Source organism: Burkholderia stagnalis, from assembly GCF_902830275.1.
Classification (GTDB): Bacteria; Pseudomonadota; Gammaproteobacteria; order Burkholderiales; family Burkholderiaceae; genus Burkholderia; species Burkholderia stagnalis.
Genome location: NZ_CADESW010000021.1, coordinates 35,921 through 59,614 on the forward strand (window position 1 = coordinate 35,921; position 23,694 = coordinate 59,614).

Here is a 23,694-nt window from a genome sequence, read left to right on the forward strand (position 1 = left end):
ACCCACGCTTGCGTTCATCGGGGAATCCCATGGAAACGTCCGCCCTTCCTTTTGCCGGCGCGCCGGCCGACGCGCGCGCCGCCGCGAAGAAGCGCCGCCTGATCGCCGCCGCCGCGGTCGGCAACGCGCTCGAGTTCTACGATTTCACGGTCTACAGCTTCTTCGCGATCCTGATCGGCAAGCTGTTCTTCCCGGTGCATTCGTCGTTCGGCCAGCTGATGCTCGCGGTCGCCAGTTTCGGCGTCGGCTTCGTCACGCGGCCGCTCGGCGGCCTCGTTATCGGCATGTATGCGGATCGCGTCGGCCGCAAGCGCGCGATGATCGCGACGCTGCTGATCATGGCGCTCGGCACCGCGACGATCGCAGTCGCGCCGACCTACGCGCAGATCGGCCTCGCCGCCCCGCTGCTGCTCGTGCTCGCACGCCTGCTGCAGGGGTTCGCGTCGGGCGGCGAAGTGGGCGCGTCGACCACGCTGCTGCTGGAGCAGGCGCCGCAGCACCGCCGCGGCTTCTACGCATCGTTCCAGTTCTCGAGCCAGGGGCTCGCGGCGCTCGCGGGCGCGCTCACCGGCGTCGCGCTCACGTCGACGCTGAGCGCCGCGCAGCTCGAAAGCTGGGGCTGGCGCGTGCCGTTCGTGATCGGCACGCTGTTCGTGCCGATCGGCTACTGGCTGCGCCACACCGTCGAGGAAGTGCCGGCCGCGGCGCCCGCGCCGCGGGAGAAGGTGCAGTCGCTGCCGCTCGCCGACGTGCTGCGCCATCACGGCAAGGCCGTGTTCGCGGGGCTCGGCGTGACGATCGGCGGCACGTCGATCCACTACATCATCGTGTTCTACATGGCGATCTACGGCGTGCAGGTGCTGCACCTGCCGAGCTGGCTGTCGATGACGGCGGGCTGCGTCGCGGGCGCGATCCTGATGCTCGTGACGCCGCTCGGCGGCTACCTGTCGGATGTCCATGGGCGCAACCGGATCGTCTGGTGGACGCGCATCGTGCTGATGGCCGCGATCTATCCGGCCTTCATCGCGCTGAACCGCTGGCCGGGCGCCGCGTCGCTGCTGTCGATCATCGCGGCGCTGTCGGTCGTGCATGCGATCAACATCGGCGCAACCGGCGCGATGCTCGGCGAACTGTTCCCGCGCGCGGTGCGGGCCACGGGCGGCGCGCTCGTGTACAGCATCGGCGTCGCGATCTTCGGCGGCTTCGCGCAGTTCTTCGTCACGTGGCTGATCGCGGCGACCGGCAATCCGAATGCGCCTGCGTGGTATGCGATCGGCTGCGGGGTGCTGACGCTGCTTGCGCTGCGCTGCATGGATGAAAAGGCGGGCAAGGCGCTCGATTGACGCGCTGCGTGGCGATGCGTGCGCAGTCGATGCGCACCTTCTGACCTTTACCCGCCACCGCCCATGAAAAAGGCCCTGGCATCCGCTGCCAGGGCCTCGCTTTGCTACGCGGCGCACCCGCCCCGCCCCGCACTCAGAACGTATGCATGATCCCCGCGTACGCGCCCGTCTGCGACTCGCCCGCCATCGGGCTCGTGTTCGGGGTCGCGTCGCGCGGCGTCGCCAGCAGCGAGAAATTCGAATTGCCGCCGTTGCGCACATACGCGACGGTGCCGTACAGGAACGTGCGCTTCGACAGGTTGTACGTCGTGCCGAGCACGTACATCATCGCGTGGCCCGACGGGTCGTGCGATGCATCGCCGCCGCCATCGCCGACCTTCACGTAGTAGCCGCCCGCGGTCACCGCCCAGGCCGCATTCGCGAACCAGGTCGCGCCGAGCCAGTAGTGATCGGCACGATCGGGCACGCCGGCCGGGCTGTCCGGCGCCTGGTAATGCGTATATGCACCCTGGATCTTGAACTGCGACAGCTTCACGTTCGCGCCGACGAAGTACTCGCGCGAGCTCGAGAAGATGTTGCTGAACTTGCCGTTGCGGTCGCGCAGCTCGTCGTAGATCCCGCGCACGTCGAGCACCGGCGAGTGGTACGAGATCATGATCCCGTCCGAGCGGCCGAAATCGTCCGGCGCGCCGTAATTGAAACCGCGCGACTGGTTGCCGAACGCATACTGCGCCTGCACGTCGAAGCCGCCGATCACCGGGCTGTGATATTCGATGTTGTTGCTGGTCTGCTGCCAGTTGCGGCCGCGCACCAGCGAAGCCGACGAAAACGCCTGCTGCACGAACGGATCGAATTCCCACACGCCGTCGCTGTCGATGAACAGGTTGCGGCCGGCCTGCAGCTGGCCCCACGTGTTGCTCTTCAGGCCGACGAACGCGCGGCGCGACCACATCCGGCCGCCGCCCGTCGTGCCGTTCATCACCTGGAACGCCGTCTCCAGGTTGAACACCGTCGACAGCCCGCCGCCGAGATCCTCCGCCCCCTTCAGGCCGAACATGCTGGTGCCCCAGTCGCCGCCTTCCGCGCTCCAGCGAGTCGAACTGCCGTTCGGCGTCGCGATGTGGTTCAGGTATTCGACGCCGGCGTCGATCCGCCCGTACAGCGTCACGCTCGTCTGCGCGAGCGCGGCCGCGGGCGCGGCCGCCGCCATCAGCCATGCGATATGTTTGAATTGCAAGGTATTGCCCCCTCGGAATCTCGACCATCGACGCGCGCCCCATGCGCGCGCCGGGTCAGCCGCGATCGATCGAAAAACGCCCGGGGCCTGCCGCGCAAAGCGCGAGCAGGCCGCCGGCGATCGCGATGTTCTTGTAGAAATGAATCATGTTGTTCATCTGTTCGCCACCCGTCATCGTCCAGTAGTGATGACCGATGAGCGCGGTGCCGATCGTGTAGAGCGCCAGCAGCAGCGCGAGCGGACGCGTATAGAAGCCCACGAGTAGCGCGATGCCGACGAGCAGTTCCATCACGACGGCGATCGCCGCCGAGATGATCGGCGCCGGGGCGCCGACTGTGCCCATGTACTCGATCGTGCCGGAAAAATGCGCGAGCTTCGGCCAGCCGAACAGGATGAACAGGATAACGATCAGGATGCGGGCAAGCAACAGCAGCACATCGCGCTGGGACGCAAGAAAGGATTGTCTCGGTGTCATGGTGTCGCTCAACGAATGCGATGCGCGGCACGCGCGCATCAGCGGGTCAATGAACCAGGACGGGCGGCGACGCACGCCGCCCGTCCCGCTCTGCAGCCACCTTGCATCGGGGCGCCGCCCGATGCGCTGCGCGCCCTCCTCTCGAGAAAAGTTCGCGTCCCGCCGTCGCTCAGCGCAGCTTCGCGACGTCCTGCTCGGTCACCTTCGCGGCCGGATTGCCGAACTGCCCGGTAAGGTAGTTCGCGAGCGCGGCGATCTGCGCATCCGACAGCTCGTGGCGGAACGCCGGCATCCCCACGTCCTCGCTGCCTGCCTTGCGCTGCACGCCGTTCAGGATCACCTGCACGAGGTTGGTCGGGTTCGGCGCGCCCACCGTCGAGTTGTGGAACAGCGACGGATAGTAGCCGTCCGGCGTGCCCTTGCCCTGCATCTGGTGGCAGCTCGCGCAGTTGCCGAGATACAGGCGCGCCGGGTCGATGCCCGACGACGCGAGCGCCACGCCGCGCAGGCGCAGGCCGTCCTCGGCCGGCTTGCCCCACGTGGTGCGCGGCTGCTTCACGCTGCTGTCGGCGACGGCCGGCACGGTGCGGATGTACGTGGCGATCGCCCCGATGTCCGCGTCGGTCATCTTCGAGAAGCTGTGCTCGACCGCCTCGGCCATCGGGCCGGCCGCCTGCGCGACGCCCGGCACGCTGCCGGTGCGCAGGTACTGGACGAGCTGCTGCTGCGACCAGCCGCCGATCCCCGCGTTCGCATCCGACGTGATGTTGTAGCCGTCCCAGCCCGCCAGCACCGAACCCGACAGGAAGCTGCCGCCCGTCTCGTCGAGCGACTTCTCCTGCATCGCGATGCCGCGCGGCGTGTGGCACGTGCTGCAATGCGCGAGGCCCTGCACCAGATACGCGCCGCGATTCCACTCGGCGCTCTGCGCCGGCTTCGGCTGGTACGCGCCGTCCTTCAGGAACAGCCAGTTCCAGATCTTCAGCGGCCAGCGCATGCTGAGCAGCGCGGGAATCTCGTTCTTCGGCGGCGTCTGCTTGACGGGTTCCACGCCGTGCATGAAGTATGCGTACAGCGCCTTCACGTCGTCGTCGCTGACCTTCGCGTACGACACGTACGGCATCGCCGGATACAGGTTGTCGCCGTTCTTCGACACGCCGTGGCGCACCGCGCGCTCGAAGTCGTCGTAGGTCCAGCCGCCGATGCCGGTGTCCGCGTCGGGCGTGATATTGCTCGTGTAGATCTTGCCGAGCATCGGCACGGGCATCCCGAGGCCGCCGGCGAACGGCTTGCCGCCCTTCACGGTGTGGCAGGCCATGCAGTCGCCGGCAACCGCGAGGTATTCGCCGCGCTTGACGAGCGCCGCGTCGGCCGGATCGGCCGCGCGGGCCAGGCCGGGCAATGCGAGGCAGCCGGCCAGGAGGAAGGTGAGAGATTGTTTCAGCACGGTCAGACTTCCTTCTTCAGCTGGTCGGACATCCGCAGCGCGAGCGCCGCGATCGTCAGCGTCACGTTCACCGTGCCGACCGTCGGCATCGTCGCGCTGCTCGAGATGAACAGGTTCGGATGGTCGAACGTGCGGCAGTCCTTGTCGACGACCGAGTCGCGCGCATCGGCGCCCATGATCGTCGCGCCGGTGATGTGGTTGTTCGGTGCGAATTCGTCGTTGAACACGACGTCCGTGCCGCCCAGCACCTGCGCGGCGGTCGCGTAGACCTCGCGCGTATGCACCGCGCCGCGCTTCACGTAGTCGTCGATCGCGTAGGTGATCTCGGGGCGCGGGATGCCGATCGCGTCGGTGGCCGTCTTGCTCGGCACGATGCGGTTCTCCGGCTGCGGCAGGATCTCGTGGAAGCAGTCGAACTGCACGTAGCGCGCGGAGCGGTCGCGGATCTGCGCGTCCAGCTCGTCGTGCTTCAGCAGCTTGCCGGCCTTGAAGATCTTCTGCGTCTCCTGGTCGACCCGCGAGATGTTCGACAGGTGGATCTTCTTGCCCGCCTCGGTCGCGCGGAACGGGCCGTCGCGGAAGCCGATCAGCGACGTCATTTCCTGCGGGCCGCGGCCCGGCCACAGCTTCTCGCTCGCGTAGAACGACACGCCGGTGCCCGGGTGGTCCATCAGGTTGCGGCCGACCATGTCGGAGCTGTTCGCGACGCCTTTCGGGAAATCGCGGTTCGCGGACATCAGCAGGATCTTCGGCGTCTCGATGCCGTTCGCCGCGATCACGAAATACTTCCCTTCGACGCGGTGGTCGGCGCCCGTCTTGTCCTTGTAGATCGCGGCCGTGATGCGCTTGTTCGCACCGGTTTCCAGCTTGTAGACGACCGCGTTCTCGATCAGCTTCGCGCCCGCCTGCTCGGCCTTCTCGACATGCACGATGCCGTTGTACATCGCGCCGATCGGGCAGATCGGCATGCAGTTGTTGTTGCCGCAACAGGTTGGCCGGCCGTCGTACGGGCGGCTGTTGCGCGCGACCGGCTCGGTCACCACGTGGAATTTCGGATCGTGGTTGTTGAGCGCGGTCTTGATCGTGAGCTCGTTGTACGACAGCGGCAGCGGCGGCATCGGATACGGCTGCTTGCGCGGCGAGTACAGGTCTTCCTCGGGGCCCGGGCCCCACACGCCGAGCTCTTCCTCGGCGCGCTGGTAGTAGTGCTCGAGATCGTCGTACTGGATCGGCCAGTCGCGGCCGACGCCGTACACGGTCTTCAACTTGAAGTCGTTCGGAATGAAGCGCCACGCGGACGCGGCCCAGTGCCACGTCGTGCCGCCCACCGCGCGGATGTACTGCGAGTTGAACTTGTGCTCGCCCTTCAGCACCAGGTAGTCGTTCGGCGGGCCGTATTCCGGATGCGGCGCCCACGGGCTCGACGGGTACGGCGCCATGAAGTCCATCTTGTCCGCCTGGTTGCGGAAGCGCTCGACGATTTCCCAGCGCGGCATGCGCGGGCCGGCTTCGAGCAGGATCACCGACTTGCCCGCCATCGCGAGCTGGTGCGCGACGATCGCGCCCGCGACGCCCGATCCGACGACCACGACGTCGGCTTGTTGTGTATCGGCCATCAGGCTTGCCTCTCGATCGGTTTGTCGGCCCAGAAGCCGGGTTTGTTGGGGCAATACGAGCGGATCACGAGCGTGTCCGAAACGACGCCGAACATTAATGCTTCTTCGTAAGTAATGACGACGTTGTCGACGATCCCGAGATACCAGGATTCAAGAATCGCCAGCGCATGCTTTTCCTGATCGGGGTTCAGCGTGCCCGAGGACAGCGCGCCGGCCAGTTGCGGCAAAGCGTCGGCGGTCTTGAGCGAACCCTTCTGCAGCGCCTGCAGCAGGCGCTCGCCGATCACGCGGCTGAGGCCTTTCTTGCCGGTCAATGCTTCGGAGATCGTCATGAACGTGTCGAGCGGCGCGCCGCCCGGGTTGTCGGCCAGCGCCTTCAGCGCGAGCGAGCCCGTGAGGCCCGCGGCAGTCAGCGCGAGCGCGCCCTGCAGCCATTGACGCCGCGTGATGCCGGCGGCCGCGTCGCCGGTGCGACGCGAGTGGGGAGTGTTGTCGTTGTGCATGCTTCCTTCTCTCGGACGCCAGATTCGGGAAAACCACGCTTGATATTTCTCAAACTTTGGCGCGGGCCTGAAATGTACGCGCACAATTCGGATCGAACAATCTTTTTATAGTCCATTAAATGTTCCGCATTCCGACACAATCGATATTTCGCCGGATTTTTGTGTCTTCGGTGCGACAAGTCCGAGACGCCCTCTCCCCATGTCGCGCGACGACGACACCCCCGCCAACCGGATGGGCTGCAGTGCCGGTCGGTTAGAATCGCGTGCAATCAAACAGAAAGCTTCCCCCGAGGGCAATCGAGCGATGAAGCAGCGCGACGACAACAAGCACAAACCAATCTTTCAAAACGTCACGAGGTGGCTCTGGCGCATCGGCGCCGTCGCGGCGCTCGGCGCCGCCGCCGTGGCGTCGCTACAGGCCGACGCGGCACGCACGGTGAGCGTGTCGCCGCAAGGCACCGTCGCCGAAGTCCGGCAGGCCGTCGTCAAGTTCGACGAAGCGATGGTCGCGTTCGGCTCGGCGAGCGCGCCGAATCCGGCGCGCGTCACCTGCACCGACTCCGCGGCCGGGCGCGGCCAGGGCCATTGGCTCGACGACAAGACCTGGGTCTACGATTTCGAGAACGACCTGCCGCCCGGCGTGCGCTGCGCGGTCGCGCTCAACGACGGGCTGCGCTCGGTGGCCGGCACCGCGGCCAGCGGCCCGCGCCGCTTCGCGTTCCAGACGGGCGGCCCGTTCCCGGTATCGGTGCGGCCGGGCTCGCGCGAGATCGAGGAACGCCAGGTATTCGTACTGAAGCTGAACGGCCCCGCCGACGAACGCTCGGCACTCGCGAACATCTGGTGCGAGGCGGCCGGCATCGGCAACCGCATCCCCGTCGTCGCGGCCGATGCCGACGCGCGCAAGGCGCTGCTCGACCACTTCGGCCTGAAGCAGGACGCCGCGCGCGTGCTGACGCTGTCGTGCACGCAGGCGCTGCCGTCGGGCGCGAAGATGCAGCTCGTATACGGCAAGGGCGTCGCGAGCCCGAGCGGCATCGCGAACGACACCGAGCGCCGCTTCGACTTCACCGTGCGCGCGCCGTTCGCCGCGAGCTTCTCGTGCGAGCGCGAAAACGCGAAGGCGCCCTGCACGCCGCTGCGCCCGCTGACCCTCTCCTTCAACGCGCCGATCTCCCGCAAAAACGCCGAGGCGATCCGCCTGCGCAGCTCGCACGACGCGCTCGCGCCGACCTTCGATCCGGACGATCACAGCGAGGAAGTCAGCACCGTGTCGTTCAAGCCGCCGCTGCCCGAGCAGACCGCGATGACGCTCGAGCTGCCGGCCGGCCTGCGCGACGTCACCGGCCGCTCGCTCAGCAATGCCGACCTGTTCCCGCTGTCCACGCGCACCGCGCCGATGCCGCCGCTCGCGAAATTCTCGTCGGGCACCTTCGGCATCGTCGAACGCTTCGCCGAGCCCGGCACGCCGGCGCTCGTGCCGGTCACGCTGCGCAACGTCGAGGCCGACCTGCACGTCGCGGGCCTCAATGCCGGCGGCGCGCAGTTCTCGAACCTGAAGGTCGAGAACGACACCGCGATCCGCGACTGGATGCGGCTCGTCGAGCGCTTCGACAACTGGTCGATGAGCGTCGCGACGATCGACACGCTGCGCCCCGGCCTGCTCGCGCACGGCCAGCGCCCCGTCTACGTGCCGCTCGCGGCCGGCGAACGCCAGCCCGCGCCGAAGGATCGCCGCATCGACGTGCGCTCGCTGTCGCTGCTCAAGGGCGAAGCCGGCGCGCAGACGCTGACGCTGCCGAAAGCCGATCCGACGACGCTGCGGCCGTTCGAGGTGGTCGGCGTGCCGATCGACAAGCCCGGCTTCTACGTGCTCGAACTCGCGTCGCCGTCGCTCGGCCGCTCGCTGCTCGCGAAGCCGTCGAACATGTACGTGCGCACGGCCGTACTGGTCACCAACCTCGGCGTGCACCTGAAACAGGGCCGCGAGAACAGCCTCGTGTGGGTCACCACGCTCGACAAGGGCAAGCCGGTGCCGAACGCGCAGGTGCGCGTGTCCGACTGCAACGGCGACCAGATCGCGGCGGGCAAGACCGACGCGCAGGGCCTGCTGAAGATCGACGCGCCGTTCGAGCCGAAGCACGCGTGCAAGTCGGATCGCTACGACGATTACTTCGTGTCGGCCCGCGTCGACGATCCGAAGACCGGCCCCGACATGGCGTTCGTCAGCTCCGGCTGGAACCGCGGCATCGAGTCGTGGCGCTTCAACGTGCCGACCGACATGGACAGCGCGCCGACGGTGCGCGCGCACACCGTGTTCGACCGCACGCTGCTGCGCGCCGGCGAAACCGTGTCGATGAAGCATTTCGTGCGCCGGGAAACGCTGCAGAGCCTCGCGTTCCCGTCGCAATACCCGACCCGCGCGACGATCCGCCATCTCGGCTCCGGGCAGACGTACAAGCTGCCGCTGACCTGGGCCGCCGACCACAGCGCCGATTCGCGCTTCGCGCTGCCGCCGGCCGCGAAGCTCGGCGAATACAGCGTGTCGCTCGAGGACGGCCCCGACGATGCGCCGACCGCCAGCTACTACAGCGGCAGCTTCCGCGTCGAGGCGTTCCGCCTGCCCGTCCTCAAGGGCTCGATCGGCGCGCGCGATGCGCAGAAAAGCCCGCTCGTCGCGGCGAAGGAGGCGCCGCTCGCGGTGCAGATCGACTACGTGTCCGGCGGCGGCGCGTCGAACCTGCCCGTGCAGGTGTCGGCGCTGATGAAATGGGCGTCGCCGCCGTTCGCCGATCGCTATGAGGATTTCAGCTTCACGCCGTACCGCCCCGAGCGCGCCGACGGCATGGCCGACGACGACGAGCAGGACGGCGAGAACGGCGGGAGCGCCTCGCACGGCAGCAACGATCCCGACGCGACCAAGCTGATCGCCGACAAGCTGCCGCTGACGCTCGACCGCAACGGTTCGGGCGCGGTCACGCTGCAGGGGCTGCCGGCCGTCGACGCGCCGAAGCGCCTCGCGCTCGAAGCGACGTTCGCCGATCCGAACGGCGAAGTCCAGACGATTCGCGGCGACGCGATCCTGTGGCCGGCCGCGGTCGTCGCCGGCATCAAGGCGGGCCGCTGGGTGTCGGTCGGCCAGCGGGTGCCCGTGCAGGCGCTCGCGGTCGACCTGCAGGGCAAGCCGCGCGCGTCGGTGCCGATCGAGATCAAGGGCATCGCGCGCATCACCACGTCGTCGCGCAAGCGCATGGTCGGCGGCTTCTACGCGTACGACAACAAGAGCGACACGCGCGACCTCGGCGTGCTGTGCTCCGGCAAGACCGACGACAAGGGCCGCATGGCGTGCGACGCGACGCTCGAGCAGGCCGGCAACGTGCAGCTCATTGCCGTCGCGAAGGACGGCGACGGCCGCACGTCGAATGCGTCGACGTCGGTGTGGGTCACGCGCGAGGACGAACTCTGGTTCGGCGGCGAGAACACCGACCGGATCGACGTGATTCCCGAGAAAACGTCGTACGAACCGGGCGAGACCGCGCGCTTCCAGGTGCGCATGCCGTTCCGCTACGCAACCGCGCTCGTCGCGGTCGAACGCGGCGGCGTGATGGAAACGCACATCGTCGAGCTGAACGGCAAGAACCCGACCGTCGACCTGAAGGTCGGCGAATCGTGGGGGCCGAACGTCTACGTGTCGGTGCTCGCGCTGCGCGGCCGCATCCGCGAAGTGCCGTGGTACTCGTTCTTCACGTGGGGCTGGAAGGCGCCGCTCGACTGGGCGCGCGCGTTCTGGCGCGAAGGCCGCCACTACGAGGCGCCCACCGCGTTCGTCGACCTGTCGAAGCCCGCGTTCCGCTATGGCCTCGGCGAGATCAAGGTCGGCACCGGCGCGCACCGGCTCGGCGTGACCGTGACGACCGACGCGACCCGCTACACCGTGCGCGGCAAGGCGCTGGCGCACGTGAAGGTCACGCTGCCGGGCGGCCAGCCCGCGCCGGCCGGCACGCAGGTCGCCGTCGCGGCCGTGGACGAGGCGCTGCTCGAACTGATGCCGAACCAGAGCTGGGGCCTGCTCGACGCGATGCTGCAACGGCGCGCGTACGGCGTCGAAACCGCCACCGCGCAGATGGAAATCGTCGGCCGCCGCCACTTCGGCCGCAAGGCCGTGCCGGCGGGCGGCGGCGGCGGCTCCGCGCCCACGCGCGAGCTGTTCGACACGCTGCTGCTGTGGAACCCGCGCGTGACGCTCGACGCGAACGGCAGCGCGACCGTCGAGGTGCCGCTCAACGATGCGCTCACCCGCTTCCGGATCGTCGCGATCGCGGCCGTCGGCCCCGACCGCTTCGGCACCGGCAGCACGTCGATCCGCAGCACGCAGGATCTGCAGCTGATCTCCGGCCTGCCGCCGCTCGTGCGCGAAGGCGACGCGTTCCGCGCGCAGGTCACGCTGCGCAACACGACCGAGCGCACGATGCGGGTGGTCGTCACGCCGCATGTGACGGGCCTCGACGTCGCGCCGCAGACCCTTTCCCTCGCGCCGAACAGCGCCGGCGAAGTCGCGTGGACGATCACCGTGCCCGAGCAGTCGCTCGACGCGGCCGGCGCGCTGAACTGGCGCATCGAGGCGGCCGAGCAAGGCGGCGCGCGCGCGGCCGACGCGCTCGCGGTCGCGCAGAAGGTCGTGCCGGCGCTGCCGGTCACCGTGCAGCAGGCGACGCTCTCGCAGGTCGACGGCACGCTGACGCTGCCCGTCGCGCCGCCGGCCGGCGCGGCGCCCAACGCGCAAGGCGCGCCGCGCGGCGGCATCGCCGTATCGCTGCAGTCGAAGCTCGCCGACGGCCTGCCGGGCGTGCGGCGCTGGTTCGAGCGCTATCCGTACCGCTGCCTCGAACAGCAGGCGTCGCGCGCGATCGGGCTGCGCGATCCCGCGCAATGGCAGGCGCTGACCGCGCGCATGCCGGTCTATCTCGACAGCGACGGGCTCGCGAGCTACTTCCCGCCGCCGTCCGGCAACGACCACTACGGCAGCCCGACGCTGTCCGCGTACCTGCTCGTGCTCGCCGACGAGGCAAGCCGCCTCGACGCGCGCTTCGCGCTGCCGGAAGACGTGCGCACGCAGCTCGAAGCCGGGCTCGCGCGCTTCGTCGAAGGCCGCACCGAGCGCAACACGTGGGCGCCGCGCCAGGATCGCGACCTGCGCAAGCTCGCGGCGATCGAGGCGCTGTCGCGCTACGGCGCGGCGCAGGGCCGGATGCTCGGCTCGCTCGAAATCGCGCCGAACCAGTGGCCGACGTCCGCGGTGATCGACTATCACGCGATCCTGACGCGCGTGAAGGACATCCCGCAGCGTGACGAGAAACGTGCGCAGGTCGAGCAGATCCTGCGCGCGCGGCTCACGTACCAGGGCACGCAGCTCGTGTTCTCCACCGCGCGCGACGACGATCTGTGGTGGCTGATGACGAACAACGAGACCAACGCCGCGCGGCTCGCGCTGGAATTCGCGGGCGACCCGGCGTGGAAGGACGAGATGCCGCGCGTGACGGCCGGCCTGCTCGCGCTGCAGCAGCGCGGCGCATGGCAGACGACCACGTCGAACGCGCTCGGCCTGCTCGCGGTCGAGCGGTTCTCGCGCGTCTATGAAAGCACGCCGGTCAGCGGCACGACCAAGGTCGCGCTCGGCGGCGACGAACGGTCGATCGCGTGGTCGCAAGCGCCGGCTGCGCCGGATGCATCGGCCGCACCGGCCTCGGCGACTCCGGCGACGCGTGCCGCCGCCGCGCGCAGCGTGATGCTGCCGTGGCCGCGCGCTGCCCAGCCGGGCACGCTGAGCGTCGTGCAGAACGGCACCGGCCGCCCGTGGGCGACGATCGAGAGCCTTGCCGCGGTGCCGCTGCGCGCGCCGTTCGCGGCCGGCTACCGGATCACGAAGACCGTCACGCCGGTATCGCCCGCGGTCAAGGGCGTGCTGACGCGCGGCGACGTGGTGCGCGTGCATCTCGACATCGACGCGCAGAGCGACATGACGTGGGTGGTCGTCAACGATCCGGTTCCGGCCGGCGCGACGATCCTCGGCTCCGGCCTCGGCCGCGATTCCGAGGCGGCGACGCAGGGCGAGAAAACCGGCGACGGCACATGGCCGGCCTTCGTCGAACGCGACTTCGACGGCTATCGCGCGTATTACGACTACCTGCCGAAGGGCAAGCTGTCGGTCGAATACACGGTGCGGCTGAACAACGTCGGCACGTTCGGCTTGCCGCCAACGCGCGTCGAGGCGCTGTATGCGCCGTCCGTGTACGGGCTGTGGCCGAATCCGCCGGTGACGGTCAAGCCGGCCGAAGCAGGCAAGCCGTGAGCGCGCAATGATGGGTTTCGCTGCACCGCGGCCGGCGCATTTTGCCCGTCCTGCCGGCCGCTTCTTCATCGCCGTGCTGTGCGCGGCCCCGCTCGTCGCGCACGCGCTGCCGTCCTACGACGACGTGCGCCACCGCTGGCGCAGCTCCGACTGGGTGCTGCTCGCGCGCGACGGCACGCCGCTGCAGCGCACCCGTGTCGATCACGCGGAGCGGCGCGGCGACTGGGTCGCGCTCGCCGACACGTCGCCCGCGTTCCGCGAGGCGATCGTCGTCTCCGAGGACAAGCGCTTCTACGAACACAGCGGCGTCGACTGGCGCGGCATCGCGGGCGCCGCCTGGGGCAACCTGTGGAACGAGCGCACGCGCGGCGCGTCGACCGTGACGATGCAGCTCGCCGGCCTGCTCGGCGATTCGCCGCGCCGGTCGGGGCAGCGCTCGCTGCCGCAGAAGGCGTCGCAGGCAATGAACGCGCTGCTGCTCGAACGCGGCTGGCGCAAGGACCAGATTCTCGAGGCTTACCTGAACCTCGTGCCGTTCCGCGGCGAGACGATCGGGCTCGACGCGATGTCGCGCGCGCTGTTCGGCAAGGCGCCGTCCGGGCTCGACGTGCGCGAATCCGCGGTGGCCGCCGCGCTCGTGCGCGCGCCGAACGCGAATGCCGAGAAAGTCGCCGAACGCGCGTGCCGCATCCTGCGCGACATGCGCGCCGCGCAGCAGTGCGCGGCGCTCGACGGCTACGTGCAGCTCGTGACGGCCCGCCCCGCCGGCGCGTGGCGCGACGACGGCGCGGCGCTCGCGCCGCATTTCGCGCGGCGCATCGCGGCCGAGGTGAAGCCCGGCGCGGGCGCGCAGGTGCGTTCGACGCTCGATGCGCCGCTGCAGCGCTTCGCGCGCGACACGCTGACCCGCGCGCTGACCGAGCTCAACGCGCCCGCCCACCGGCGCAACGTGCAGGACGGCGCGGTGGTCGTGATCGACAACGCGAGCGGCGAGATTCGCGCGTGGGTCGGCTCGTCGGGTGCGCTGTCGAACGCGCGCGACGTCGATGCGGTGCTCGCGCCGCGCCAGGCCGGCTCGACGCTCAAGCCGTTCCTGTATGCGCAGGCGATCGACGAGAAGCGGCTCACCGCCGCGTCGCTGCTCGACGACGCGCCGATCAACCTCGCCGCCGGCGGCGGCCTGTACATCCCGCAGAACTACGACAAGGACTTCAAGGGCTGGGTGAGCGTGCGCAGCGCGCTCGGCGGCTCGCTCAACGTGCCGGCGGTGCGCACGCTCGTGCTCGTCACGCCGCATCGCTTCGCGCGCACGCTGACCGCGCTCGGGCTGCCGCTCGCGCAGGAAGGCGACTATTACGGCTTCAGCCTCGCGCTCGGCAGCGCGGACGTCACGCTGCTGTCGCTGACCAATGCGTATCGGGCGCTGGCGAATGGGGGCGTGGCGCGTGGGGTTGCGGATCTGGCGGTGGCGGGTGCGTCGGCTGCATCGAGCGCGCCGCCTGCGCGCGCAGCCGACGGCACGCGTGTGTTCAGCGAGGCGGCGAGCTTCGTCGTCACCGACATCCTCGCCGACAACAACGCCCGGGTGCGTACCTTCGGCTTCGACAACCCGCTCGCGACCCGCTTTTTCTCGGCAGTGAAGACCGGTACCAGCAAGGACATGCGCGACAACTGGGCGGTCGGATACACGTCGCGCTATACGGTCGGCGTGTGGGTCGGCAACGCGGACGGCTCGCCGATGTGGGACGTGTCGGGCGTGACCGGCGCGGCGCCCGTCTGGTCGGCGGTCGTCGGCTACCTGCATCGCGATCTCGCGAGCCGCGCGCCGCGCGCGCCGGCGGGCGTCGAACAGCGCCGCATCGCGTTCGAACGTGACCTGGAGCCCGCGCGCGGCGAATGGTTTCTGGCGGGCACCGCGGTCGATACGATCCGGCTCGCGGCGCCGGTCGCGGCCGGCAAGGACGGCAAGGACGGGCCGCGCGCGCCGCTGACGATCGGCGCGCCGACCGACGGGACGATCTTCGCGATCGATCCGGACATTCCGCCGAAGAACCAGCGGATCTGGTTCGAACGCACGTCCGGGCACGCGGCGAAGTTCGCGTGGCGGCTCGACGACAAGGTGATCGGGCATGCGGATCGCGTGGCATGGTTGCCGTGGCCGGGCAAGCATCGGCTCGAACTGGTCGATGCGCGCGGGAATGTGGTGGATGCGATCGGGTTCGAGGTGCGGGGGGCGTTTGCGAAGGTGGGGGCGAGGCGGCGTTGAGCGATCAGGCCATTGCCGTGCCGGCGCGAATAATGAAGCGGGCATGCGATCGGTTCATGCGCCTCAGAACAACCAATGGCTCTCACGCGCGAAAGCGAGTCGAACGCAGGACGCATGGCGCTCGGCAAATGCTGTTGCTAGCTGCCCTGCACATTCAATAGAATCAAGCGCCTTGCCCTTGCTCCCCCGAGCAAGGCCGCCCTTTACGACCCGCTTCGAGCCCATGGCCGGGATCCTCGATTCGGTTCGACTCCACCCAGCACAAGAACAATGCGGAGAACCACGTTGCTGCACCGAAACCTGATCGCCTCGCTGACGGCGAGCCTCTTTTGCATCCCCGTCGCCCATGCAAGCTCGGACGACAGCTGCAATCCACCCGCCGCGCTCCGGCAGAACGCCTATTCGTGCGGCGGCATGCCGATCCTGAGCCCCGCCAACGACACGCGCATCAACGCGATGCTGCTGATGGTCGACAGCGGCCAGCTCGCGCAGCTGTTCCCGGACCCGAAGACCATCCCGCCGAAAGACCGGGTGAACCGGATCGTCGTGCCCTTCTCGTACGACTTCTCCGGATGGATCGACATCGGCCAGAAGCAACCCGACACGACCGGCAATGCGTCGAATGCCAACGCCCCGTCGAATCAATACGCCGATGGCGAAGGCAGCATCTGCCGCAGCATGACTGCCGGCGCCGACGCGTTCGGCGCTGCACTGAACGCGGCCAAGGATCTCCCCGGCGACGAAGCCGCGCGCCTGCGCGCCGCGCGCGCCGACATCGCGCAAAAGACCTGCGCGTCGGGCGGCGCGAGCGCCGCGTGGACGAAACCCTCGGTCAAATCGCCCATCGGGCAGCAGTTCGCGACCTACCTCGACGGCACGAACGCGTTCTACCGCTTCGACTTCCCCGCCGCGACCAAGGCCTTCGCCGGTGCGTCGCACAGCGCGAACCCGTGGCTGAAGGAAACCGGGCTCTATATGGCCGGGCGCGCGCAGTTGAACGCCGCGCAGGCCAATGCATTCGACCACGACAGCCCCACGCCGTCACGCGAGAGCGTCGCGAAGGTCTCGCTCGACGCCGCGAACACGGTCTTTCGCACGTACTTGAAGGTTTATCCGCAAGGGCGCTATGCGGGCTCCGCGTCGGGGCTGTTGCGGCGTGTCGCTTGGCTCGGCGGGAACGTCGCGCAGCAAGCCGATCTCTACGACAAGGCGTTCGCGCACTGGTCGCCCACGGTGTCGAACGTGCCGCTGATGCAACTGGCGAACGAACTCGACAGCAAGCTGGTGTTCGCGCCGGGATTCGACCCGCGCCAGATCCAGTCGCCCGCGGTGCTGGCGACCGTCGACCTGATGCGCATGCGCACGTCGGACAGCACCGACTCGAGCCGCGACAAGCCGCTTACGCTGGGCGAGCTGCAGGCGCAGAAGCCGCGCTTCGCCGGCACGCCCGCTCTCTACGACTATCTGCTCGCCACCTGGTACGTCTACGTCGGGCATAAGCCGGCCGCGGCGCTCGACTTGCTGCCGCAGGCGAGCGGCGCACCGCTCGACTACTTCGGCCTGAGCCAGCAGGCGCTGCGCGCCTTCGCGCTGGAAGACAGCGGCCAGCCGGACAAGACCCGGCAGCTCTGGCGCGACCTGATCCCGCTCGCGAAACTCCGCTTCCAGCGCGAGGCGCTGGAGCTGGCGCTCGCGATCAACCTCGAACAGGCCGGCCTCGTCGACGAAGCATTCGCCGACGATTCGCCGATCCAGAACGCCGCGATTCGCGCGACCCTGCTCCAGCGCGCGGCCAATGCGGACCTGCTGCGCGCGCAGGCGCAGAACAAGTCGACCAGCGGCGCGCTGCGCGACATCGCGCTGTACACGCTGCTGTACAAGGAGTTCACGCGCGCGCACTACGCCGACTTCGTCACGGACGTCGCCCTCGTGTCCGACGCGCCGTCCGATGCGTTGAAGCCGTTCGCCCAGCCCGGCGCCAAAAACGAGGACGGCTATGCATGCCCGTCCGCGCGCGACATCGCGGCGGCCCTGCAGCAGAATCCCGCCGATGCGAAAGGCATGAACTGCCTCGCCGATTTCGTGCGCCGCCATCCGGCCGAGTCCGGTCTCGGGGAATATTCGCTGCCGTCATGGGCCGCTGCCGGCGCCCCGCCTGCCAGCGCCGCGCGCGTGCCGCCCACGCTCGGGAGTGCGCCGTCACAGTTCAAGGGCAAGTCGTTCGAGCGGATGCCCGGCTACGTGGCGGTGATGGACGACGCGCAGGCGAACCCCAACGACCGGGCCTATGCGCTGTACCGGGCGATCAAATGCTATGCGCCGTCGGGCTACAACGATTGCGGCGGGAAGGACGTTCCGAAGAACACCCGCAAGCGCTGGTTCAACACGCTGAAGGCCGCCTATCCGGGCAGCCAATGGGCGCAGACGCTCAAGTACTACTGGTGAGCCCGGCGTGAAGCGCCTCCTGTTCGTCGCGTTGATGCTGTCCGCGCGCATCGCGCCGGCCGGCACGGTCGATCCCGCGCAGTACGACGCGTTCTGGCTGTGGGCGGGCGTGAAGCCACAGGCGGTCGTGCGCGACGCACGCACCGTCTACGTGCTGCAAGGCCAGATCGAGGCGTCGCCCCAGGACGATGCGCAGGTGCGCTTCATCGCGCAGGGAGTCGCGCTGCCGCCCGCGCCGAACGCGCGCATCTGGCTCGTCTATCGTGCCCATACGCTGCGCTGGACGCCGCGCGTCACGCAGATCATGCTGGCCCAGCTCGCGCGCTGGCGTGCGTCGGGCCGCACGATCGCGGGCATCCAGATCGACTTCGATGCGCGCACGCGCCATCTGCAGGACTATCTGGAATTCCTGCGGGGCCTGCGCGAGACCTTGCCTGACGATTGCCGGTTGAGCATCACGGGGCTCCTCGACTGGAGCAGCCGCATCGATACCGGGCAGGTCAACCAGCTCAGGGGGATCGTCGACGAAGTGGTCGTGCAGACCTATCAGGGGCGCAGCACGATTCCCGCTTACGCGGCCTATCTGCCCCGCGTCGCAAGGCTGCAGCTGCCGTTTCGCATCGGCGTGATCGAAGGCGGCGAGTGGGATGCGCCGCCCTATCTCGCGGCGAATCCATGGTTTCGCGGGTACGTCGTATTCCTGCGCAATCGCTAGGGCTGTCGCTTGAAGCTCTCGTCATGCTTCGCCATGAAAAACACCCCAAATGCTGGATTGACATCCAGCTTTTGGGGTGCAGTTCAAGCGAGCGGTTTCGAGACGAACGGGCACTAGCCCGTCGCCAGATCAGTCATCCAGCAGCGACACATCGCGCACCGCGCCCTTGTCCGCCGACATCACCAGCTTCGCGTACGCCTTCAGCGCCGCCGACACCTTGCGCGGACGCGCCTTCGCAGGCTTCCACCCCTTCGCGTTCTGCTCCTCGCGCCGGCGCGCGAGTTCCTCGTCGGACAGCAGCACGTCGATCGTCCGGTTCGGAATGTCGATGCGGATCCGGTCGCCGTCGCGCACGAGCCCGATCGCGCCGCCCGCCGCCGCTTCGGGCGAGCAATGCCCGATCGACAGGCCCGACGTGCCGCCCGAGAAACGGCCGTCCGTCAGCAGCGCACATGCCTTGCCGAGGCCCTTCGACTTGATGTAGCTCGTCGGGTACAGCATCTCCTGCATGCCGGGGCCGCCCTTCGGGCCTTCGTAGCGCACGATCACCACGTCGCCGGCCTTGACCTTGTCGTTGAGGATGTTCTCGACCGCCTCGTCCTGCGATTCGGTCACGTGAGCCGAGCCCTCGAACACGAGGATGCTCTCGTCCACGCCGGCCGTCTTCACCACGCAGCCGTCGAGCGCGATGTTGCCCGTCAGCACGGCCAGGCCGCCTTCCTTCGAGAACGCGTGCTCGTACGAGCGGATGCAGCCTTCGGCGCGGTCGAGATCCAGGCTCGGCCAGCGCGTGTCCTGGCTGAACGCCACCTGCGTCGGAATGCCGGCCGGGCCGGCCAGGTAGAAGTTACGGACCGCGTCGTCCTGCGTGCGGACGATGTCCCACTGGTCGAGCGCGTCCTTGAGCGTGGGCGCGTGCACGGTCGGCACGTCGGTATGCAGCTTGCCGGCGCGGTCGAGCTCGCCGAGGATCGCCATGATGCCGCCCGCGCGGTGCACGTCCTCGATGTGGTACTTGTTGGTGTTCGGCGCGACCTTGCACAGCTGCGGCACGACGCGCGACAGGCGGTCGATGTCGGTCATCGTGAAATCGATGCCCGCCTCGCGCGCGATCGCCAGCAGGTGCAGGATCGTGTTGGTCGAGCCGCCCATCGCGATATCCAGCGTCATCGCGTTCTCGAACGCCTTGAAGCCCACCGCGCGCGGCAGCACGCGCGCGTTCTCCTGCTCGTAGTATTCGCGGGTCAGCTCGACGATGCGGCGGCCGGCGCGCTTGAAGAGCTGCTCGCGGTCCGCATGCGTGGCCACCACCGTGCCGTTGCCGGGCAGCGACAGGCCCAGCGCCTCGGTGAGGCAGTTCATCGAGTTGGCCGTGAACATGCCCGAGCACGAACCGCAGGTCGGGCACGCGGAGCGCTCCACCTCGGCCACTTCCGCGTCGGAATAGGCCGAGTCGGCCGCGATCACCATCGCGTCGACCAGGTCGAGCTTCTTCAGCTCGACCGTCTTGGTGATGGGGTTGGCGAGGCGCGTCTTGCCGGCTTCCATCGGGCCGCCGGACACGAAGATCACCGGGATGTCGAGCCGCATCGCGGCCATCAGCATGCCGGGGGTGATCTTGTCGCAGTTGGAGATGCACACCATCGCGTCGGCGCAGTGCGCGTTCACCATGTATTCCACGGAATCCGCGATGATGTCGCGGCTCGGCAGCGAATACAGCATGCCGTCGTGGCCCATCGCGATGCCGTCGTCGACCGCGATGGTGTTGAATTCCTTGGCCACGCCGCCCGCGGCCTCGATCTCGCGCGCGACGAGCTGGCCGAGATCCTTCAGGTGCACGTGGCCGGGCACGAACTGGGTGAACGAGTTGACGACGGCGATGATCGGCTTCGCGAAATCTTCGTCTTTCATGCCGGTGGCGCGCCACAGGGAGCGCGCCCCTGCCATGTTGCGGCCGGCGGTGGAGGTTTTGGAACGGTATGCGGGCATTGTGGTTGCTGAAGAATTATCGCGGAAAGGAAGCGGGCCACGGGAATAAAGGCCCCTGCGCGCCCTTGCGAACAACCTCTTGAGCTGCGCTCCGGGCAAAACGCGCATTATCCCATACCGTCCCGCTCGCGTGCGGCCTGCGCCCGCCGCCGGGCGGCGCGGGCGCCGTCACGCATCGACCTTGAACGCCGCCACCAATCGGGTCAGGTCCGCCGCCTGCTGCCGCAGGCTCTCCGCCGCCGCCGCGCTCTCTTCCACCAGCGCCGCGTTCTGCTGCGTCATCTCGTCGAGCGACTGCACCGCGCCGCCGATCTGGTCGATCCCCGCGCTCTGCTCCTGGCTCGCCTCGGCGATCTCGCTCATCAGCGTGGTGACGCCCTGCACCTGCGCCACCACGTCGCGCATCACCTCGCCCGCCTCGACCACGAGCCGCGAGCCGGCGCTGACCGTCCCCGCGCTGTGCTCGATCAGCGCCTTGATCTCCTTGGCCGCCTGCGCGCTGCGCTGCGCGAGGCTGCGCACCTCGGCGGCCACGACCGCGAAGCCGCGGCCCTGCTCGCCGGCGCGCGCCGCTTCCACCGCCGCGTTGAGCGCGAGGATGTTGGTCTGGAACGAAATGCTGTCGATCAGCACGATGATTTCGGAGATCCGCTGCGACGCGTCGCTGATCTGCGCCATCGTGGCCACGACCTCGCCCACCACCTGGCCGCCCCGCACCGCGGCGTCGGACGCGCCGTTGATCATCCGGGCCGCCGTGCGGGCGGTTTCCGTGTTGTTCTTCACGACGGCGGTGATCTGCTCCATCGACGACGCGGTCCGCTCCAGGTTGCTCGACTGTCCTTCGGTGCGCTCGCTGAGATCCGCGTTGCCCGTCGCGATCTGCGCGGAACCGGTCGCGATCGACGCGGACGCCGCCCGCACGCGGTGGACCAGCGTCCCCAGCGACGACACGAAGCGGTTGAACGCGTCCGACAGCTGGCCGATCTCGTCCTGCCCCTCGACCGTCATGCGGCGGGTCAGGTCGCCCTGCCCGCTGGCGATTTCGTCGAGCAGGTCCGCCGCGCGCCGGATCGGCGCGGCGATCGCGCGGCCGACCAGCAGGATCACCGCCAGCGCCACGCCCATGCCGGCGACGGCGGCCACCACGGCGGCGTTGCGGATCGCGCGCGTGACGGGGCCGAGCAGCTCCGCCTCCGGCACCTCGACGACCACGTACGCGTTCACCTCGGGAATGAACGACGTGGCGACGAAGCGCTCGCCGCCCGGCGCCGCATGGCTCAGGTACGCGTACGGCTTGCCGGCCAGCAGCACGCCGGCCGCGTCGCGCGGCAGCCCGGCCTGCTCCGTCAGGAAGTGCTTGCCGTCGATCAGCGACGTATCGCGATGCATCATGATCGCGCCGTCCGGGCGCACGAGGTACGCAAAGCCGCTCTCGCCGAGCCGGTAGGCGGCGATGCCCCGCGCCAGCGCGTCCACCGACAGGCTCATGCCGGACGCGCCCAGCGGCTTGCCGCCGCTTTCCACGCGCGCATTGATGAACATCATGTAGCCGCCGGCCGTCACGTCGCGATCCATGTTGACTTCGAACGGCTTGCCGGATGCGAGGAACGCCGTCAGCCAGCGGTCGTGGTCGCCGAGCTTGCGCTGCAGGCCGCCCTCGGTGTAGTAGTTGCCGCTCGCCGTCGACACCCATTGCACGGATGCGGCCTTCTGCTGCGCCTTCACGTTCTCCGCGAGCCGCATCCAGTTGCGCGTGCCGGCCTCGGGTTCGCCGTCGGCTTCCCACTGCAGCAGGAAGGCATCGCCTGCCAGCAGCCGCGACGCGGCGACCGGCCCGGCGAGCTGGCGCTGCACGTCCGCGCGGATGCTGTTCAGCACGGTCGGCAGTTCGTCCTGCACGACGCGCTCGCGCACGGTGCTGCCGATCAGCCGGACGCTCAGCCCGCTCGAAATCGCCACAAAGACCAGCAGGCAGCTGGTCATGCTCAAAACCAGCTTTCTCTGGATGGAAAGCTTGCGCCAGAAGTGCATGGAATATCCCCGACAGTCGCTCGATCGTAGCCAGCATGAGTTATCGGCACGCCGCGGCGAAACGGCATGGCTACGCGCAAATAGTCGGTATCACTCCATGGAGATGTTCAGGGCGGCCGTTGAGCGCGCAACGATCGCGCGCGCCCGGCCGGCCCTTCCCGCTCAGTACTGCGCCTGATCCGTCGGGTTCTTGAACAGCTGCCGCATCTCCGCGGACAGCGGATAGTTCAGGTTCATGCCCTTCGGCGGGATCGGCTGCGTGAACCAGCGGTTGTAGAGCTTCTCCGCGTCGCCGGAGGTCTGCAGCTTCGCGATCACGCCGTCGACGACGTGCTTGAATGCCGGATCGTCCTTGCGCAGCATGCACGCATAGTTCTCGTGGACGAGCGGCGTGCCCGTCACGGTGTAGGCGCCCGGCGTCCGGTCCTTCGCGAGTTCGCCGTACAGCAGCGGCTCGTCCATCACGAACGCGACCGCGCGCCCGGTCGTCACGTTCATGAACGCCTCGGCGTGGTCCTTCGCGCTGATGATCGTCATGTTCATGTTCTTCTCCTCGTTCAGCTTGCGCAGCAGCCGCTCGTCCGACGTGCCGGCCGTCGTCGCGACCGTCTTGCCCGCGAGGTCCGCGAAGTCCTTCACGCCGGAATCCTTGCGCGTGCTGAAGCGGATGCCGTAGAGAAAGATACTGTTCGAGAACGCGGCCTGCTTCTGCCGCTCGAGCGTGTTCGTCGTCGAGCCGCATTCGAAATCGATCGTGCCGTTCTGCAGCAGCGGAATGCGGTTCTGCGACGTGATCGGGATCTCCTTCACCGCGAGGCCCGGCAGGTTCAGCTCCGTCTTCAGCTGATCGACGATGCGCGACGCGATGTCCCGCGAATAGCCGATGTTCTTCTGCTGGTTGTCCGAATACGAGAACGGCACCGACGATTCGCGGATGCCGAGCGACACGACGCCCGTCTCCTTGATCTTCTTCAGCGTGCCCGTGAGTGCCTGCGCGTGCGCGGCGCCTGACAGCGCGAACGACACGGCCAGGGCCAGCCACCGGTAGCGACGGTCCATGCTTGTCTCCTGACGGATAGTGGGTCGAACCCCGATCCTACGCTCGCCAAAATCGCGCCACATCGGGGAAAGCGCAACGTTGCGCGCCGTCGCAGACGGCGGCCTCGCACCGCTGACATCTGCCCCCAAAAGGCCGCCGGGCCGTCCTCCCGCAATGCCGCAACGACGCCGCCGCCCGTCGCCCGCCGGGCTTGTCGCGCCGTGCGTGGCGCGGGCGCC

General features: G+C 68.7%; 13 protein-coding genes. 5 read left to right on the forward strand and 8 right to left on the reverse strand.

Features of this window, described 5'->3' with window-relative positions:
* Positions 1-29: 29 nt before the first annotated feature.
* Positions 30-1,343 (forward strand): MFS transporter, encoded by a 1,314-nt coding sequence (locus tag HWY45_RS28645; RefSeq protein ID WP_059883857.1) that lies wholly within the window; start codon positions 30-32, stop codon positions 1,341-1,343.
* Between the two features lie 133 nt (positions 1,344-1,476).
* Here the strand turns inward: HWY45_RS28645 and HWY45_RS28650 are convergent, their stop codons facing one another.
* The 5 genes from HWY45_RS28650 to HWY45_RS28670 form a co-directional block, all read right to left on the reverse strand.
* On the reverse strand, positions 1,477-2,553 hold the full coding sequence (locus tag HWY45_RS28650; protein WP_407060557.1) for a porin: 1,077 nt from the start codon (positions 2,551-2,553) through the stop codon (positions 1,477-1,479).
* Between the two features lie 82 nt (positions 2,554-2,635).
* Entirely contained in the window at positions 2,636-3,055 is a 420-nt protein-coding gene (locus HWY45_RS28655) for a DoxX family protein (RefSeq protein ID WP_059565723.1), read from the reverse strand.
* 169 nt (positions 3,056-3,224) lie between these two features.
* Positions 3,225-4,502, reverse strand: coding sequence for a c-type cytochrome (locus HWY45_RS28660; protein ID WP_059565670.1), 1,278 nt, complete (start codon positions 4,500-4,502; stop codon positions 3,225-3,227).
* A gap of 2 nt (positions 4,503-4,504) precedes the next feature.
* Positions 4,505-6,118 (reverse strand): GMC family oxidoreductase, encoded by a 1,614-nt coding sequence (locus HWY45_RS28665; RefSeq protein ID WP_017329146.1) that lies wholly within the window; start codon positions 6,116-6,118, stop codon positions 4,505-4,507.
* Entirely contained in the window at positions 6,118-6,621 is a 504-nt protein-coding gene (locus HWY45_RS28670; RefSeq protein ID WP_059565668.1) for a sugar dehydrogenase complex small subunit, read from the reverse strand. Before HWY45_RS28670 ends, HWY45_RS28665 begins: the two co-directional genes overlap by 1 nt.
* Positions 6,622-6,925: 304 nt before the next feature.
* Here HWY45_RS28670 and HWY45_RS28675 point away from each other — a divergent pair, with 304 nt between their 5' ends.
* The 4 genes from HWY45_RS28675 (at position 6,926) to HWY45_RS28690 (ending at position 18,396) form a co-directional block, all read left to right on the forward strand.
* Positions 6,926-12,970 (forward strand): alpha-2-macroglobulin family protein, encoded by a 6,045-nt coding sequence (locus HWY45_RS28675; protein ID WP_059883856.1) that lies wholly within the window; start codon positions 6,926-6,928, stop codon positions 12,968-12,970.
* A 7-nt stretch (positions 12,971-12,977) separates the two neighbouring features.
* Positions 12,978-15,236 (forward strand): penicillin-binding protein 1C, encoded by a 2,259-nt coding sequence (gene pbpC, locus HWY45_RS28680; protein WP_059883855.1) that lies wholly within the window; start codon positions 12,978-12,980, stop codon positions 15,234-15,236.
* Between the two features lie 270 nt (positions 15,237-15,506).
* Positions 15,507-17,681, forward strand: coding sequence for a PA5441 family protein (locus HWY45_RS28685; protein ID WP_059883854.1), 2,175 nt, complete (start codon positions 15,507-15,509; stop codon positions 17,679-17,681).
* Between the two features lie 7 nt (positions 17,682-17,688).
* Entirely contained in the window at positions 17,689-18,396 is a 708-nt protein-coding gene (locus HWY45_RS28690; protein WP_059883853.1) for a DUF3142 domain-containing protein, read from the forward strand.
* A gap of 129 nt (positions 18,397-18,525) precedes the next feature.
* On the opposite strand, the gene ilvD is transcribed toward HWY45_RS28690, so the two are convergent.
* From ilvD to HWY45_RS28705, 3 genes are all read right to left on the reverse strand, one after another.
* Positions 18,526-20,385 carry a dihydroxy-acid dehydratase gene (ilvD, locus tag HWY45_RS28695; protein ID WP_059883852.1) on the reverse strand — a complete coding sequence of 620 codons (1,860 nt, stop codon included), beginning with the start codon at positions 20,383-20,385 and terminating at the stop codon, positions 18,526-18,528.
* A gap of 168 nt (positions 20,386-20,553) precedes the next feature.
* Positions 20,554-22,416, reverse strand: coding sequence for a methyl-accepting chemotaxis protein (locus HWY45_RS28700; protein ID WP_059883851.1), 1,863 nt, complete (start codon positions 22,414-22,416; stop codon positions 20,554-20,556).
* A 162-nt stretch (positions 22,417-22,578) separates the two neighbouring features.
* Entirely contained in the window at positions 22,579-23,475 is an 897-nt protein-coding gene (locus HWY45_RS28705; RefSeq protein WP_059883850.1) for a glutamate/aspartate ABC transporter substrate-binding protein, read from the reverse strand.
* Positions 23,476-23,694 lie beyond the last annotated feature (219 nt).

Excerpts from the sequence above, each read along its gene's own strand:
- HWY45_RS28650 (WP_407060557.1), bottom strand. The coding sequence starts at position 2,553 with ATGGCGGCGGCCGCGCCCGCGGCCGCGCTCGCGCAGACGAGCGTGACG.
- HWY45_RS28705 (WP_059883850.1), bottom strand. The coding sequence starts at position 23,475 with ATGGACCGTCGCTACCGGTGGCTGGCCCTGGCCGTGTCGTTCGCGCTG.
- HWY45_RS28665 (WP_017329146.1), bottom strand. The coding sequence starts at position 6,118 with ATGGCCGATACACAACAAGCCGACGTCGTGGTCGTCGGATCGGGCGTC.
- HWY45_RS28700 (WP_059883851.1), bottom strand. The coding sequence starts at position 22,416 with ATGCACTTCTGGCGCAAGCTTTCCATCCAGAGAAAGCTGGTTTTGAGC.
- pbpC (WP_059883855.1), top strand. The coding sequence starts at position 12,978 with ATGATGGGTTTCGCTGCACCGCGGCCGGCGCATTTTGCCCGTCCTGCC.
- ilvD (WP_059883852.1), bottom strand. The coding sequence starts at position 20,385 with ATGCCCGCATACCGTTCCAAAACCTCCACCGCCGGCCGCAACATGGCA.
- HWY45_RS28670 (WP_059565668.1), bottom strand. The coding sequence starts at position 6,621 with ATGCACAACGACAACACTCCCCACTCGCGTCGCACCGGCGACGCGGCC.
- HWY45_RS28685 (WP_059883854.1), top strand. The coding sequence starts at position 15,507 with ATGCGGAGAACCACGTTGCTGCACCGAAACCTGATCGCCTCGCTGACG.
- HWY45_RS28645 (WP_059883857.1), top strand. The coding sequence starts at position 30 with ATGGAAACGTCCGCCCTTCCTTTTGCCGGCGCGCCGGCCGACGCGCGC.
- HWY45_RS28675 (WP_059883856.1), top strand. The coding sequence starts at position 6,926 with ATGAAGCAGCGCGACGACAACAAGCACAAACCAATCTTTCAAAACGTC.
- HWY45_RS28655 (WP_059565723.1), bottom strand. The coding sequence starts at position 3,055 with ATGACACCGAGACAATCCTTTCTTGCGTCCCAGCGCGATGTGCTGCTG.